Origin of the sequence: Hydrogenophaga pseudoflava NBRC 102511, from assembly GCF_001592285.1 — a bacterium.
Taxonomy (GTDB): Bacteria; Pseudomonadota; Gammaproteobacteria; order Burkholderiales; family Burkholderiaceae_C; genus Hydrogenophaga; species Hydrogenophaga pseudoflava.
The window spans coordinates 427,399-441,782 of the sequence record NZ_BCWQ01000001.1; the positions used below are offsets into that span (position 1 = coordinate 427,399).

The 14,384-nt window shown below is 68.7% G+C and carries 15 protein-coding genes; 2 read left to right on the forward strand and 13 right to left on the reverse strand.

The window, feature by feature from the left end:
* The first annotated feature begins 96 nt into the window (after positions 1 to 96).
* Positions 97 to 2,169: a DUF1631 family protein gene (locus HPS01S_RS02095; protein ID WP_066150492.1), complete on the forward strand. Its 2,073-nt coding sequence runs from the start codon at positions 97 to 99 to the stop codon at positions 2,167 to 2,169.
* Between the two features lie 22 nt (positions 2,170 to 2,191).
* Here HPS01S_RS02095 and HPS01S_RS02100 read toward each other — a convergent pair whose 3' ends face one another.
* From HPS01S_RS02100 to HPS01S_RS02140, 9 genes are all read right to left on the reverse strand, one after another.
* Positions 2,192 to 3,526: a TAXI family TRAP transporter solute-binding subunit gene (locus HPS01S_RS02100; RefSeq protein ID WP_066150495.1), complete on the reverse strand. Its 1,335-nt coding sequence runs from the start codon at positions 3,524 to 3,526 to the stop codon at positions 2,192 to 2,194.
* 40 nt (positions 3,527 to 3,566) lie between these two features.
* Positions 3,567 to 5,141 carry a methyl-accepting chemotaxis protein gene (locus tag HPS01S_RS02105; RefSeq protein ID WP_066150498.1) on the reverse strand — a complete coding sequence of 525 codons (1,575 nt, stop codon included), beginning with the start codon at positions 5,139 to 5,141 and terminating at the stop codon, positions 3,567 to 3,569.
* A 161-nt stretch (positions 5,142 to 5,302) separates the two neighbouring features.
* Positions 5,303 to 5,599, reverse strand: a complete 297-nt coding sequence (locus HPS01S_RS02110) for a copper-binding protein (protein ID WP_066150500.1) — start codon at positions 5,597 to 5,599, stop codon at positions 5,303 to 5,305.
* A gap of 15 nt (positions 5,600 to 5,614) precedes the next feature.
* Entirely contained in the window at positions 5,615 to 6,097 is a 483-nt protein-coding gene (locus HPS01S_RS02115) for a DUF411 domain-containing protein (RefSeq protein ID WP_066150503.1), read from the reverse strand.
* Positions 6,098 to 6,120: 23 nt separating this feature from the next.
* Positions 6,121 to 6,606 carry a cupredoxin domain-containing protein gene (locus HPS01S_RS02120; protein WP_066150929.1) on the reverse strand — a complete coding sequence of 162 codons (486 nt, stop codon included), beginning with the start codon at positions 6,604 to 6,606 and terminating at the stop codon, positions 6,121 to 6,123.
* Positions 6,607 to 6,653: 47 nt separating this feature from the next.
* Positions 6,654 to 8,042 carry a multicopper oxidase family protein gene (locus tag HPS01S_RS02125; protein WP_066150506.1) on the reverse strand — a complete coding sequence of 463 codons (1,389 nt, stop codon included), beginning with the start codon at positions 8,040 to 8,042 and terminating at the stop codon, positions 6,654 to 6,656.
* A gap of 1 nt (position 8,043) precedes the next feature.
* The gene (locus HPS01S_RS02130; RefSeq protein WP_157576036.1) at positions 8,044 to 9,315 is read right to left on the reverse strand and encodes a TolC family protein; all 1,272 of its coding nucleotides are present in this window, start codon (positions 9,313 to 9,315) and stop codon (positions 8,044 to 8,046) included.
* 70 nt (positions 9,316 to 9,385) lie between these two features.
* Positions 9,386 to 9,733, reverse strand: coding sequence for a hypothetical protein (locus HPS01S_RS02135; protein WP_066150510.1), 348 nt, complete (start codon positions 9,731 to 9,733; stop codon positions 9,386 to 9,388).
* 31 nt (positions 9,734 to 9,764) lie between these two features.
* Positions 9,765 to 10,400, reverse strand: coding sequence for a cation efflux transmembrane domain-containing protein (locus HPS01S_RS02140; protein WP_079365022.1), 636 nt, complete (start codon positions 10,398 to 10,400; stop codon positions 9,765 to 9,767).
* A 73-nt stretch (positions 10,401 to 10,473) separates the two neighbouring features.
* Between HPS01S_RS02140 and HPS01S_RS02145 the strand changes: the two genes are divergently transcribed.
* Positions 10,474 to 10,938 (forward strand): Cd(II)/Pb(II)-responsive transcriptional regulator, encoded by a 465-nt coding sequence (locus HPS01S_RS02145; protein ID WP_157576038.1) that lies wholly within the window; start codon positions 10,474 to 10,476, stop codon positions 10,936 to 10,938.
* A 17-nt stretch (positions 10,939 to 10,955) separates the two neighbouring features.
* Here HPS01S_RS02145 and HPS01S_RS02150 read toward each other — a convergent pair whose 3' ends face one another.
* Genes HPS01S_RS02150 through HPS01S_RS02165 form a run of 4 tightly spaced genes read right to left on the reverse strand, consistent with a single transcriptional unit; the run spans position 10,956 to position 14,343 of the window.
* Entirely contained in the window at positions 10,956 to 11,240 is a 285-nt protein-coding gene (locus HPS01S_RS02150) for a hypothetical protein (protein ID WP_066150517.1), read from the reverse strand.
* A 12-nt stretch (positions 11,241 to 11,252) separates the two neighbouring features.
* On the reverse strand, positions 11,253 to 12,008 hold the full coding sequence (locus HPS01S_RS02155; protein ID WP_066150520.1) for an amino acid ABC transporter ATP-binding protein: 756 nt from the start codon (positions 12,006 to 12,008) through the stop codon (positions 11,253 to 11,255).
* Between the two features lie 30 nt (positions 12,009 to 12,038).
* A complete protein-coding gene (locus HPS01S_RS02160) occupies positions 12,039 to 13,142 on the reverse strand; it encodes an amino acid ABC transporter permease (RefSeq protein WP_127803580.1) in 1,104 nt (367 codons plus the stop codon).
* A gap of 1 nt (position 13,143) precedes the next feature.
* On the reverse strand, positions 13,144 to 14,343 hold the full coding sequence (locus HPS01S_RS02165) for an amino acid ABC transporter permease (RefSeq protein WP_255284128.1): 1,200 nt from the start codon (positions 14,341 to 14,343) through the stop codon (positions 13,144 to 13,146).
* Between the last annotated feature and the right edge of the window lie 41 nt (positions 14,344 to 14,384).

Sequence of the window (14,384 nt, forward strand, 5' to 3'; positions counted from 1 at the left end):
GCGAAATTCCAGGGCTGATCCGGGCTTTGTCGCCCGGAGGGGTTGCCCACAATCCTCGGTCATGAGGTCCCGACCGAACGATCTGTGCTCCACCCCATGAACGCCCGCACCTACACCCCCTTCGACAGCTGCCTGAAGGCCGCGCTGGTCCTGTCCGCCGACTGGATTCCGCGCTGGCTGGACCAGTTGCAGGCCGCTCTGGTGCAGCGGGAAGCTGCGGCGGGCGCCTCGCACGAGAAGCGCGGCTTTGGACATGCGCGCTCGGTGCTGATGGCATGCCGGGACCGGCTCGAAGTCCGCCTGGTGACGGCGTTTGCCAGCGCGGTTCACGCCGACGTGGCGCGCGACCGCGGCTCGCCAACGGCCTCCCCACGCAAGCCGAGGGTCGCGCTGAGCATGGACGACCTGACACTGATGGACCACGGCCAGGTGCAGGCCTCGGTGGAGCTGGCCCGGCTGCAGCAGGTGGTCAGGATGGCGGTGGACGACGAACTGATCACACTGGACGCGCTGCTCAGCGCCGCGCGCGGCCTGCGCACCGTGCGTGCCGAGGCCAACCCCTTGCGCCCCGATGTCGTCATCGACACCCTGATGGCGGCGCTGACCAAACTGCGCATTGACGAGACGGCCCGGCTGCACTGGCTGCACGCGGGGGCTGTGCCACTGGGGCAGGAACTCGGCTGGTTCTATGCCGCGCTGGTGAGGCATCTGGAAGCGGACGGTGTGCAGCCGGCCGGCTATGTGGTGGTACCCACGGTGCTGCCGGTGCGCCCGGCCCGCGCGCCTGCCGACGATCAGGTTGAAGAACCCGCATCCGAAGCAGTCGCTGCGGACGCCCCGCTGGTGTTGACGCTGGACCACCTGCACCGGCTGCTGGTGGGCAACCTGGCCCAGGGCGGTGCCGGCGTGTCCGACCATGGCGCATCGGGTTCGGGCAATGCCCTGGTGCGGACGCTGGCGGCCGAGGTGGTGACGCTGATGCTGCGCACGATCGCCGAAGACCGGCGGCTGCTGACGCCTGTGCGGGATCTGGTGATGCAGCTCAAGCCTGCGCTGCTGCACCTGGCCAAGACCGATCCGCGCTTCTTCGCCGACCGCGACAACCCGGCCCGCCGTCTGCTGGACGCGATCACCGCGCGCAGCCTGGCCTACATCCACGAGCAGGACACCGGGTTCGGCGAGTTCGCCGGGCAGGTGCTGCACACGGTGCAGTCGCTGCAGACGCCGTCGGCCGACCTGCCCGAGCGCGTGATGGCCTGCATGCAGCGCATGGAGTCCCTGGGGCTGACCGACCAGGGCCCGGCCATGCAGACCCTGGTGCGCGTCGAACAGCGGCACCTGCTGGCCGAGCGCGTGGCGCGGGAGATCCGGGCACGGGACGACTTCGCCCGCGCGCCCGCCCTGGTCAAGCGCTTTCTGTGTGGACCCTGGGCGCAGGCGGTGGCACATGCCCGCCTGTCGGCCGACATTCTGGGGGAGCTGGCGACACAACACGATCTGCTGGAGGTGCGCGATGTGCCTTCGGAGCGCTACATGGACATCCTCACCGACCTGCTCTGGTCCTGCCAGCTCGCGCAGGCCAGCCAGAACCGGGCGCGCCTGGTGCGCGTGGTGCCGGTGGTGCTGCGCACGCTGCGGGAAGGGCTGGACGCGATCGACTTTCCCCGCCCGCAGGCCGAGTCCTTCTTCCAGGCCCTGATGGGTCTGCACGAGGCGGCCTACAAGTCGCACCGCAGCGGCGGGATGATGAAAACGAGCCTGCGCCACCAGGAGCAGCCGGTGGCCACAGCGGAACCCTGGTTGCAGGGCCACGAGGCCCGGGAGTCCGGGTTCATCGACACCCAGCTGATGGTCACCGAGTTCGCGGACACCGAGCCGGCCACCTGCCAGCAGCCGTTGGGCAGCGGGGACACGTTGGCGGTGGGCGCCTGGATCGAGCTGCAATACCCGGACCATGTGCAGCGCTGCCAGCTGCGCTGGGCGAGTCCGCACCGCACGCTGTTCCTGTTCGCCACCGCCGAAGGGCAGTCGGTGTCGCTCACCCGGCAGGGCATGGACCGCCTGGAGGCCAGCAGCCATCTGCGGGTGGTGGCCGAACACGGTGTGGTGGACGAAGCCCTCGCGGCCGTGGCCCGCCTGGCCTGGGTCAACTCGGGCCGGCTGGCCTGAGAGGGTCCGTCCGCCGGGGCCTTCAGCCCTGGCGCAGCAGCTTCTTGCGCACCAGCCCGATGTTGCTGCGCAGGGCGTAGAGCTCGTCGGTGTACGACAGCGGCACCACCACCTGCTCCACCCGGGCCTCCAGCCGGTCCAGCTGCTCGACCAGCTCGTCCACCGGCACCGGCGCACCACCCGGTTCGGTGAACCGCTGCTCGATGCTGCGCAACTCTGCGTACCAGCGGAACACGCGCGAGCGGATGCGGAAGGTGTAGAGCGGCGGCACCACGCGCGAGAGCGGCAGCGCCAGCGCCAGGATCAGGCCCATGGCCAGCCACATGCGCTCGACCAGGTTGGCCAGCCAGAACGGCAGGTAGCGCTGAAGGAAGGGCGGGCCGTTCTTGATGGCGCGCACCGCCTCGGGCGAGATCGGCACTTCGCTGTGCTCCAGGCTCGGGTACTCGCGCGCCCGGTTGAACCAGCTGCCGCCGCTGTGCAGGCCGGTGGCGGTTTGCGCGAACAGCTGCAGGATGGCCGGGTGGGTCTTGGCGCCGGCCAGCAGGCTGGTGGTCGAGGCCACCAGGTGCATGTCGGTGTCGGGGATGTTCTTCGACAGGTCCACCACGCCCTGGGGCATGACCACCGGCGTGAGGTAGCCGAAGCGGCGCGAGTAGGCCTCGCTCTGCGAGAAGTTGAGCAGGCGCACGCCGGGCGACTGCAGCAGCATCTGCACCATCAGCGACTCGGGGGCGGAGGCGAACACGATGGCGTCGATCTGGCCGTCCAGGAAGGCCACCGTGGCGGGGGTCTGCTCCAGCTCGCTGAGCTGCAGTTGCTGGCGGTCGATGCGGTTGACGTCCAGCAGGGTCGAGAACAGGCGCGGCACGCCGCTGCCGGGTGTGCCGACGTTGACGCGCCAGCCGACCAGATCGCCCAGCGACTGGATGGTCGGGCTCTGCCTGAGTCGCTGTGCCGAGTCTTCGCGGTAGAACAGCCACAGCGGCTCCACGAACAGGCTGCCCAGCGAGGTGATGGCTTCTTCGTCGTCGTAGCCGATGTCGGCGCTGCCGCCCTGCACGAAGCCGAGGTCGGCCTGGCCGGTGCGCAGCAGTTCGAGGTTGGCCGAGGAGCCCTGGGAGGGCAGCAGCTCGACCGTGATGCCGTAGCGCGCCAGGGCCTGGGCATAGCGCTTGCCGAACTCGTCGTAGGCGCTTTGCGCCGGGCCGGTGGCCAGCACCACGCGTTTGGGCGGGTTCGGGTCGAGCCACCAGTAGGTCAGTGCCAGCAACAGCAGCGTCAGCAGCACGAAGGGCCCGATCGACGCCAGCAGATCGCGCAGCGACAGCAGGGTGTAGCGGATGTTGTGGGGCATCGCGCTACCTTAGCACGGGCGGACTGGCCGCCCGTGACGGTCAGCGCGACACACTGTTCAGTCGGAACACTTTCACCGATTCCTGCATCACGGTGGCCTGACCTTTGAGCGAGGACGCCGCGGCCGCCAGTTCCTCGACCATGGCCGAGTTCTGCTGGGTGACCGAGTCGAGCTGGCCGATGGCCTGGTTGATCTGCGCCAGGCCCATGGTCTGTTCCTGCGCGGCGCTGGTGATCTCGCCGATCAGGGTGTTCACCTGCTGCACCGCTTCGACCACATGGCCCATCGTGCTGCCGGCGTTGTTGACCAGCTCGCTGCCGCGCCGCACCTGGCCGGTGGAGTCGTCGATCAGCTGCTTGATTTCCTTGGCCGCTTCGGAGGTGCGCTGGGCCAGGCTGCGCACCTCGCCGGCGACGACGGCAAAGCCTCGGCCCTGTTCGCCAGCACGGGCCGCTTCCACGGCGGCGTTCAAGGCCAGGATGTTGGTCTGGAAGGAGATGCCTTCGATGACCTGGATGATCTCGCCGATGCGGCTGGACGAGCGGCTGATGTCGCCCATGGTCTGGACCACGGCGCCCATGGCCTCGTTGCCCTGGCGGGCCACGTGGGTGGCTTTGCCGGCCAGTGCCGCGGCCTCCCGGGCCGAGGTGGCGCTGTTCTCGACCGTGCTGGTGAGCTCTTCCATCGACGCAGCTGTCTCCTCCAGGCTGCTGGCCTGCGACTCGGTGCGCGCCGACAGGTCCTGGTTGCCGCTGGCAATTTCGCCCGAGGCCACCTGCACGCCCTCGACCTCGTGGCGCACGTCGGTGACCACCGCCATCAGGTTCACATTGAGCTGGTTGAGCGCCCGGATCAGCTCGCCGATTTCGTCGGACCTGTCCGATTCCAGCCGGGCCGACAGGTCGCCCGCCGCCATCCGGTTGGCAAACGCCAGCACCTGTCCGGCCGGCGCCACCAGCATGCGCGTCATGACCGCGGCGGTCACCAGCGACAGCACAGCGGTCAAGGCCACCGCGGTCAGGTGCACCCATTCCGGCGAGCCTTCGGTAGCGCTTTCCAGGAACTGGACGCCGAATGCGAGCCCCAGGGTCAGCAGCGAGAGCTTGCGTCCCAAGGTGGGTCGTGTCCAATCGCGCAGCTTGCCGCGCCATCCGGTGCGGACCAGGTGGCTCCGCCGCAGCGCCAGGGTGCGTTGCCCCGATTCGGCTTCGGCGCGCATGCGGGCGTACAGCGACTCTGCCGCCTCGATCTGCTCCCGCGTGGGCTTGGTGCGCACCGACATGTAGCCGATGACCTGGCCGTTTTCCAGCATGGGGGTGGCGTTGGCCATCACCCAGTAGTGGTCGCCGTTCTTGCGCCGGTTTTTGACCACTGCGCACCAGGGCGAGCCGCTCTGCAGCGTGGCCCACATGTCGCGGAAGGCCTCGGACGGCATGTCGGGGTGCCGCACCAGGTTGTGCGGCTGGCCCAGCAGCTCCTCCCGGCTGTACCCGCTGACCGAGACAAAGTTCGGGTTGCAGTAGGTGATGTGGCTGGTCAGGTCGGTGGTGGAGACCAGCGTGACGCCATCCGGGATGACGAACTCCTGCTGGGTGACGGGCAGATTGGTGCGCATAAGAGAAATCCTTTGGAGTTCGCTGAATGACTTTCGTCAAAGGCTCATCCGACTTGAGGCCGCCTGTCTCAAATTGAGACCTTTGGGCGGATCAAGTCTAGGAATTTCCCCGATGCGCAAAGGGCCGAGCAGCGCCAGCAAATGCCCGCTGTTCGAGGGGCTCAGCGCCTGGGTTCGATGTCCGAAGCCACGTAGGCGCCGTTGACCTTCTCCGCCCGGAAGCGCACCTGGTCACCCACCTTGAGCGGGGGCAGGGTGGCCGGGTTCCTGACCTGGAACACCATGGTCATGGCCGGCATGTCCAGGTTCGGGATGTCGCCGTGCTTGAGCGTGATCTTGCCGGCTGCCGTGTCGACCTTGCGGACTTCGGCGTCGACCAGCGGCAGCGGGTCGGCGGCGGCCGCCAGCGTGGCGATCAGGCTGGTGGAGGCGATGAGCGTGCGCAGGAGGTGGTTCATGTGTAGCTCCGGGGTTCAGGTGCGGAAATAGGAACGGTAGACGCGGCTGCTGCCGTCGCGCTGGACCAGGACCACGTCGTAGGGGTCCTTGCGGCCGCCGTACTCCGGGCCGTCCATGCCGGGGCTGCCAATGGGCATGCCCGGCACGGACAGGCCCAGGGCCTGGGGCTTCTCAGCCAGCAGGCGGCGGATCTCCGGGGCGTTCACATGCCCCTCGATCACATAGCCGCCGATCAGTGCGGTATGGCAGGAGGCGTACTTCTGCGGCATGCCCAGGCGCTGACGCACCGCGGTGTTGCCGGTCTCGAAGACCTGCACCTGGAAGCCGTCGCGCTGCAGGTAGGCGATCCAGTCCTTGCAGCAGCCGCAGTTCGGGTCTTTCCAGACCTGCATCACGGGCAGGGCCTCGGTCTTGGTGGCGGGTGCCGCGGCGCGGGCCGCGAGCGTAGTGGCGCCGAGCAGGGCGGTGGCGCCGAGGAGGAGGGAACGTCGTTGCATGGTGTGCTCCATTCAGGAAAGGATCAGGATTTCGGGTTGACGCGGATGGTGCCGCGCATGCCGGCCTCGAAGTGGCCGGCGATCAGGCAGGCGAACTCGAAGTCGCCCGGGCGGTTGAAGGTCCAGGTGATCTCGCCGCGCTTGCCGGCGTACACGTGGGCCATGTAGGGCTCGTCGTGCTCCATGCCAGGGTGCTTCTTCATCAGCTCGGCGTGGGCCTGCAGTTCTTCGCGCGTGCCGATCACCAGTTCGTGCAGCAGTTTGCCGCGGTTGGCGATGCGCAGGCGCACCGTCTCGCCTTCGCGCACGTTGATGTGCGCGGGCGTGAAGCGCATCTTGTCGTCCATGCGGATCTGAATGGTGCGCGTGGCCTCGGCCGGGGCGGCGGCGATGCCCCAGGGCTTCTGTTCGCGCACGACCTCGCGCGGGCCGCCGGCATGGCTGTCGCCATGGGCGCGCACGGTGGCGGGCAGCAGGGCCGGAGTGGCCAGCAGGGCCAGCGTGCGCAGCAGCTGGCGCCGGTGGAGAGTGAGAGCGGTCATGGTGTCGTTGCGGTTCAGTGGTTGTGGTGGCCCGCCGGTTTGCGGGCGGACGCGTCGGTCGGGGTGTTCGGGTCGGTGGTGTTGCCAGGCGCGCGGGAAGCAGCGCCCGGCGTCGGCACCTCGCGCGCCTGCGTACCAGGCGGCATGGTGTACCAGCCCGGGTCGGTGTGGTCGCCGGGCTTCTGGTCGGCGCGCACCTTGAGGGTGGTGAACATGCCGCCCATCTCGATCGGACCGTAGGGGCCGGTGCCGGTCATCATGGGGAAGGTGTTCTCGGGCAGCTCCATCTGCATCTCGCCCATGTCGGCCATGCCGCGCTCGCCCATGAGCATGTAATCCGGCGTGTGGCGCTGGATCTTCTGCACCAGGCCGCGGTGGTCGGCGCCGATCATGGTCGGCACGCTGTGGCCCATGGCGCCCATGGTGTGGTGGCTCTTGTGGCAGTGCATGGCCCAGTCGCCGGGCTCGTCGGCGATGAACTCGATCTGCCGCATCTGGCCCACGGCGATGTCGGTGGTCACCTCGGGCCAGCGCGCAGTCTTGGGCACCGGGCCGCCGTCGGTGCCGGTCACATCGAACTCGATGCCGTGGATGTGGATCGGGTGGTTGGTCATGGTCAGGTTGCCGATGCGCACCCGCACCCGGTCGCCCAAGCGCGCCACCAGCGGGCTGATGCCCGGGAAGACGCGGCTGTTCCAGGCCCAGATGTTCTGCTCCAGCATGGTGTTGACCTGCGGCGTGCGGCTGCCGGGCTCGACGTCAAAGGCATTGAGCAGGAAGCAGACGTCGCGCTGCACCTCGTTGATGAGCGGGTGTTTGCCTTTCGGGTGCGTGACCCAGAAGCCCATCATGCCCATGGCCATCTGCACCATCTCGTCGGCGTGCGGGTGGTACATGAAGGTACCGGGCCGGCGCGCTTCGAACTCGTAGACGAAGGTCTTGCCCGGCGGGATCTGCGGCTGGTTCAGGCCGCCGACGCCGTCCATGCCATTGGGCAGGCGCTGCCCGTGCCAGTGGATGGTGGTGTGCTCGGGCAGGCGGTTGGTCACGTAGATGCGCACGCGGTCGCCCTCGACCACCTCGATGGTCGGGCCCGGGCTCTGGCCGTTGTAGCCCCACATGTTGACCAGGAAGCCGGGCGCCATCTCGCGCACCACGGGTTCGGCCACCAGGTGGAACTCCTTGACGCCGTTGTTCATGCGCCAGGGCAGGGTCCAGCCGTTGAGCGTGAGCACGGGGCTGTAGGGGCGGCCCGCGCCGGTGACGCCGGGCGGCGTCCAGGGCGGAGCGGTGTCGGCCGAGGTCTGCTGCACGGCCTCGGGAATGGCGGCGAGCGCGGCGCGGCCCACGCCGGCGGCGGCGAGCGCGGTGGCGGCGCCGGTGAAGAAGTGGCGTCGTTGCATCTCAGTGGTCCTCGGAAGCAGTGCCGGCGGAGGCCGACGGGGCATCGGTGGCGGTGGCGCGGTAGGGGCCGCCGGCCAGCAGCAGCTGCCAGTCGAGCCAGGCGGTCCAGTAGGCGTGGCGTGCCTGGGCGGCGGCGGTGGCGGCGGCGAGCCGCTCGCGCGTGGCGTCGAGCAGCTCCCAGGTGCTTTGCAGCATGCCGTTGTAGCGCAGCAGGGTTTCCTGCTCCTGCGCAGTCACCAACGGCAGCATCAGCGTACCCGTCTGCCGGGCCAGGGCGTGCTGGTCCTGCAGCCGGCCCCAGGCCTCGCGCGCCTGCGAGCGGCGTTCCGTCTCGGCGCGGACCAGGGCGGCCTGGGCCTCGGCGGCTTCGCCCAACGCGTGCTCGCGCGTGAGGCGGGTGTCGGTGATCACCGGCGCGCTGGCGGGCAGGCCGTCGGACGGCAGGGTGGCCACGGCGCCTTCGCGGGCACGGGCCAGTTGCTCCAGCAGGCCGCCCGGCAGGGCGCCGACCTGTCGTCCGGTGTCGAGCCGCTGCTGGGCCAGCGCCGCGTCGGCCGCGACGACACGCGAGGCGATGGTGTCGATATCCGGTGTGTCCAGGGTCGCGGGCGGTTCTGGCAGTTCGGCGGGCAGCTGCGGCGCCAGTGCTGCGACCTCGCTGGCACTGGTCAGCCCCAGCTCGCGCGCCAGGCGCTCGCGCGCACCGCGTTCGGCCTGCCGGGCCTGCACCAGGGCCAGGCCCTCGCGCGCCTGCGTCACCTGCTCACGCAGCAGCCGGGCCTGGCTCCAGTTGCCCGCCTGCACCATGCGCCGGCCCAGCTCGGCGCCGCTGTCGGCCACCTCGCTGCGCGCCTGCTGCAGCGCCAGCGCCTGCGCGGCCAGCACCGCGTCCTGCCAGGCCTGGCGCACCCGGGTGATGTGGGCCAGCAGGGCCAGGTGGCGTTCGCGGGCCTGCACCGGGTTGGCGGGCGCGGCACCGAACAGCTCGGGCCGCAGCCGCAGGGCGCGGCGCACCGCCTCGTCGGCGGTCAGCGCCGGTCCGGGACGCGCCGGCGTGGCCGCTGGCGGCAGATTGCGCTGCTCCCACTTCAGCAGGTCGATGTGCCCGCGCGGGAACTCGCCCACGCGCTCGTTGGCCTCGCGCCACTGTTGCCGGGCTTCGCTCAGGGCCGGGTTGTCCGGCGGGGTCGGTGTATGTGTCTGCGCCCACGCCGGCCACCACGGCACGGCGAGCGCAACAACGGCGGGCCAGGCCCGCTTCATTGCATTCATGGAAATCTCCTGAGGTCACGAACCGGTGCACCGCCCGGCCAGCGAGCGGACGCACCACGGGTGGGTGAGGTCAGGAAATGGGCGGCTTGTGCCCCGGGTGGGGCAGGGCGCTGGCAAAGCGTACGGCGCCAGCGGTCAGGCGCGAGGGGGGCAGGGGCTCTGGCCCGGCGGCTGCCCATGACGTGGTCGCCAGCAGCGGGCCGTTGCAGATGTCGCAGGCGGCGTGCAGGGCCGTTTCGCCAGGGCTGGCGGGATCGGCCACCGCGTGGTCGGCACAGTGGGGCGCGGTGGCGGCATCGGCAACCGCGGCGACCTGAGCCTGCTCCGGAGATGCCGCCATCGAAAGCACCATGGCGTCACCCGCCCAGGCCCGCCAGGGCAGGAGCACGATGAGGAGGACGACGAACCAGCGGCGCATGGGGGAAATGATACGTCCCGATGCGGAAAGTTCAGGCGGGCACGGCGGCCAGCTCGCGCCGGGCTTCCCGGACCACCGTGACCCCGGCGCTGAGCGCCAGCGCCGCCATCACCCCGGCGACAACCAGGTCGGGCCAGGCCGATCCGGTGCCGAACACGCCCAGCGCCGCCAGCATCACCGCCAGGTTGGACAGCGCGTCGTTGCGCGAGCAGAGCCAGACGCTGCGCATGTTGGCGTCGCCGGTGCGGAAGGTGTAGAGCAGCACCGCCACGCCCGTGTTCACCACCAGCGCGATGGCCCCCACCACACCCATGGTGAGCGGCTCGGGCACGGTGCCGCTGTGCAGCACCCAGGCCGCCTTGCCGATCACGAACAGGCCGTAGGCGGTCATGGACAGGCCTTTGACCAGGGCCGCGCGGCTGCGCCAGACCACCGCCATGCCCAGCACGGCCAGCGACAGTCCGTAGTTGGCCGCGTCGCCGGCGAAGTCCACCGCGTCGGCCAGCAGCGACACCGAGTCGGCCTGCAGGCCGGCGGCCAGCTCGACCACGAACATTGCGAGGTTGAGCACCAGGGCGATCCAGAGCGCGCGGCGCCAGGCCGGGTTGGTGACGCTGTCCCGGCCTTGGGATTCGATGGTGCAGTGATCGTGACATTCGCAGGACACAGGAAACCTTTCGCTGGAGATGAATTCGTGCCACGATTGGAAACCTTCAAGTCACTTCAAGGTCAAGCCCATGATGTCGTACGCTTCAAACGAACCCCGGTGGAAGATCGGCGAGGCTGCGCGCCGCAGCGGCGTGGGCGCGGCCAACATCCGCTACTACGAACGCGAGGGGCTGCTGGCGCCGCAGGCCCGCGCCGACAACGACTACCGCCTCTACAGCGAGGACGACGTGCACCGCCTGCGCTTCATCCGGCTGTGCCGCGCGATGGACATGTCGCTGGAGGAGGTGCGGTCGCTGCTGTCGCTGGACCTGGGCCGCAAGGCCGACTGCGTGCGTGCGCGCGAGGTGCTGGACGCGCACCTGGCGCATGTGCGCGAGCGGCTGGCCGAGCTGCGCGCGCTGGAGAAAGACCTGCGCGGCCTGCGCGACCGCTGCGACGGCTCCGACGACCACTGCCACATCATCGAGGCCCTGCACGAGCGGGCCGATGCGCCCCTGGCGGAAGTGGCCACCGCCGGCCCGCGGCGCCACGTCTGAGCGCGCGGGCCGCGGCCTCAGCGGCCGGCCAGAGTGGCGCTGGCCTTGTCGATCCAGTGCTGCACCGCGCCGGTCAGGTCGTTCTGGCTGAAGGAGCAGCTCTCCTCGCTGAACAGCGCGCTGCTCTCCAGACGGTCCAGCAGGTTGTTCAGCACCTCGGCGTAGCGCGGCGGCAGCGCGGCCAGCAGCACCGCGTCGCCACGGGCCGCGGCCGAAAAGTCCTGCAAGGACAGTTCACCGCGGCGCAGTGCGTCCAGCGACTGCGTGAGCGCCGCCAGCCGAGCGGAGGGATCGGTGCCCATGGCAGTTCTCCTTCAGTGCCCCAGGATCTTGGACAGGAAGTCCTTGCTGCGGTCGGTCTGCGGGTGGTTGAAGAACTCCTCGGGGGTGTTCTGTTCCACCACCTGGCCCTGGTCCATGAAGATCACGCGGTCGGCCACGGCCTTGGCAAAGCCCATCTCGTGCGTCACGCACAGCATGGTCATGCCCTGGTCGGCCAGGCCGATCATCACGTCCAGCACTTCCTTGATCATCTCCGGGTCGAGCGCCGAGGTGGGCTCGTCGAACAGCATGATCTTGGGCGTGAGGCACAGCGCACGCGCGATCGCCACGCGCTGCTGCTGACCGCCGGAGAGCTGCAGCGGGTATTTGTTGGCGTGTTCGGCGATGCGCACCCGCTCCAGCTGCACCATGGCTTTTTCGATGGCCACGTTGCGCGGCATCCTGGCCACCCAGGTGGGCGAGAGGATGAGGTTCTCCAGCACGGTCAGGTGCGGAAACAGGTTGAACTGCTGAAACACCATGCCGACCTCGCGGCGCACCTTGTCGATGCCCTTGACGTCGTCGCCGACCACGGTGCCGTCCACCGTGAGCTTGCCCTGCTGGTATTCCTCCAGGGCGTTGATGCAGCGGATCAGCGTCGACTTGCCCGAACCGGACGGGCCGCAGATCACGACCTTCTCGCCCTTGGCGAAACTGAGGTTCACGTCGCGCAGCACGTGGTAGCCATTGCTGGCGTACCACTTGTTGACGCCTTCGAACTGGATGATGGGAGCTTCTTGTTGGGTCATGAGAGGCTTTCGTAGCGATGTAGCGGGCGTTCAGCGGACTTTGCTGACAGCTGTGCGTTTTTCCACCCACAGGCTGTAGCGCGACATGGCGAAACAGAACACGAAATAGATCAGCGTGATGAAGAAATAGGCTTCGAGCTTGAACGGGCGCCAGTCGGCGTCGGCGTTGAGCGCCAGCGCCAGTGCGCCGGTCAGCTCGTACAGCGAGACGATGGTCACCAGCGAGGTGTCCTTGAACATGCCGATGAAGGTGTTCATCAGCGAGGGCACGACGGTGGTCAGTGCCTGCGGCAGCACGATCTTGAGCTGGGTCTGCCAGTAGGTCAGGCCCAGCGTGGCCGCCGCTTCGGTCTGCCCCTTGGGCAGGGCCTGCAGGCCGCCGCGCACCACCTCGGCCATGTAGGCCGCCGAGAACAGCGTGATGCCCACCACGACCCGGATCAGCACGTCGATGCTCACGCCGTGCGGCATGAACAGCGGCAGCATGAACGAGGCCATGAACAGCACCGTGATCAGCGGCACGCCGCGGATCAGCTCCACATAGAGCGTGCACAGGGTCTTGATGGCCGGCATGTTGGAGCGCCGCCCCAGCGCCACGAAGATCGAGAGCGGGAAGGCCATCGTCATCGACACCACGGTGAGCATCACGGTCAGCGGCAGGCCGCCCCACTGGTCGGTGGGCACCTCGGTCAGACCCAGCACGCCGCCTTTCATGAGCGTGAAGTAGACGGCCAGCATCACCACCCAGACCAGCGGCAGCGCCTTGTTCCAGAAGCGCGGCATGCAGCTGAGGATCACCACGCCCAGCATCAGCGCGGTGGCGATCACCGGGCGCCAGTGTTCGGTGTCGGGGTAGCGGCCCATCACGATGAGGCGGCCCTTTTCGGCCACCACACCCCAGCAGGCGCCGATGCCACGCAGGTTGTTGCAGGCTTCGAGGTTGGCACCGAACACGGCGTTGAACACGCTCCAGTCCAGCGCGTGGGACAGCGCCCAGAATGCCACTGCCACCAGCGCCACGGTCATCAGGCTGTTGCCCACGCTGGAGAACAGGTTGGCCTTGAGCCAGGCAATGGCGCCGGTCTGCTGGCCCGGCATCGGGCGGGCTTCGATCGGTTGGTAGGTTCTCTGCATGTCAGCGCTCCTGGATGGCGGCACTGGCGTTGAACCAGTTCATCAGCGCCGAGGTGAGGAGGGAGAGCGTCAGGTAGACCAGCATCACGATCGACAGCGCCTCGATGGCGCGGCCGGTCTGGTTGAGCGTGGTGTTGGCGATCGAGACCAGGTCCGGGTAGCCGATGGCCACCGCCAGCGAGGAGTTCTTGGTCAGGTTCAGGTACTGGCTGGTCAGCGGCGGGATGATCACGCGCAGCGCCTGCGGCAGCACCACCAGGCGCATGGACTGGCGCTTGCTCAGGCCCAGCGAGGCGGCGGCCTCGTGCTGGCCCAGCGACACCGACGAGATGCCCGAGCGCACGATCTCGGCGATGAACGAGGCGGTGTACGTCACCAGACCCAGCAGCAGCGCCAGGAACTCGGGACTGAAGGCCGCGCCTTCCTCGATCTGGAAGGTGCCCTTGACCGGCAGGTTCCAGCCGGTCGGCGCGCCGCCGGCCAGCCAGCCCAGCAGGGCCAGGCCGACGATGAGTGTCAGCGACACCAGCAGCACCGGCTTCTGCTGGCCGGTGAGGTCGAAGTGCTTGCTGGCCTTGCGGGCATACAGCCAGGACCCGACCACACCCGCCAGCAGACCGATGAGCGCCAGCGTCTGGCCCAGCTTCCAGACCGGCCAGGGGAAGGAAAACCCACCCTTGCTGAGGTAGAAGTGGCCGGCCTGCCAGGCCTCTTCGAAGGGGGGCAGGATTTCGGTGAAGACGATGTACCAGATCAGCAGCTGCAGGTAGATGGGCACGTTGCGGAAGAACTCCACATAGCCGTAGCAGATCTTGCGCGCCAGGAAGTTGCTGGAGAAGCGGCCCACGCCGATCAGGGTGCCGAGGATCGTGGCCAGCACGATGCCGATCACGGCCACCTTCAGGGTGTTGAGCAGGCCGATGGAGAAGGCCGTCCAGTACGTGCTCATGACATCGTACGGGATCATGGTTTCGCTGACATCGAAACCGAAGGGCTGGCCCATGAAGTCGTAGCCGCTCTGGATGCCGCGCTCGCGCATGTTGCGCAGCGTGTTGCGGACCAGCAGCCAGATCAGGGTGGCCACCGAGGCGATGGCGACCACCTGGTAGATGACGCTGCGGCCTTCGCGGCTGTTCCAGGATATCGAGCGCCGTTTTTTTGAGGGAATGGGGCGTGCCTCGATCATGGTCGTTTGGGACATGGTGGAAGCTCCGGGCGGGAGAGGCTAAAAAAATGGCACAA

Excerpts from the sequence above, each read along its gene's own strand:
- HPS01S_RS02105 (WP_066150498.1), bottom strand. The coding sequence starts at position 5,141 with ATGCGCACCAATCTGCCCGTCACCCAGCAGGAGTTCGTCATCCCGGAT.
- HPS01S_RS02150 (WP_066150517.1), bottom strand. The coding sequence starts at position 11,240 with ATGGGCACCGATCCCTCCGCTCGGCTGGCGGCGCTCACGCAGTCGCTG.
- HPS01S_RS02125 (WP_066150506.1), bottom strand. The coding sequence starts at position 8,042 with ATGCAACGACGCCACTTCTTCACCGGCGCCGCCACCGCGCTCGCCGCC.
- HPS01S_RS02100 (WP_066150495.1), bottom strand. The coding sequence starts at position 3,526 with ATGCCCCACAACATCCGCTACACCCTGCTGTCGCTGCGCGATCTGCTG.
- HPS01S_RS02115 (WP_066150503.1), bottom strand. The coding sequence starts at position 6,097 with ATGCAACGACGTTCCCTCCTCCTCGGCGCCACCGCCCTGCTCGGCGCC.
- HPS01S_RS02160 (WP_127803580.1), bottom strand. The coding sequence starts at position 13,142 with ATGCAGAGAACCTACCAACCGATCGAAGCCCGCCCGATGCCGGGCCAG.
- HPS01S_RS02130 (WP_157576036.1), bottom strand. The coding sequence starts at position 9,315 with ATGAATGCAATGAAGCGGGCCTGGCCCGCCGTTGTTGCGCTCGCCGTG.
- HPS01S_RS02110 (WP_066150500.1), bottom strand. The coding sequence starts at position 5,599 with ATGAACCACCTCCTGCGCACGCTCATCGCCTCCACCAGCCTGATCGCC.
- HPS01S_RS02165 (WP_255284128.1), bottom strand. The coding sequence starts at position 14,343 with ATGTCCCAAACGACCATGATCGAGGCACGCCCCATTCCCTCAAAAAAA.
- HPS01S_RS02145 (WP_157576038.1), top strand. The coding sequence starts at position 10,474 with ATGTCGTACGCTTCAAACGAACCCCGGTGGAAGATCGGCGAGGCTGCG.
- HPS01S_RS02095 (WP_066150492.1), top strand. The coding sequence starts at position 97 with ATGAACGCCCGCACCTACACCCCCTTCGACAGCTGCCTGAAGGCCGCG.
- HPS01S_RS02155 (WP_066150520.1), bottom strand. The coding sequence starts at position 12,008 with ATGACCCAACAAGAAGCTCCCATCATCCAGTTCGAAGGCGTCAACAAG.
- HPS01S_RS02135 (WP_066150510.1), bottom strand. The coding sequence starts at position 9,733 with ATGCGCCGCTGGTTCGTCGTCCTCCTCATCGTGCTCCTGCCCTGGCGG.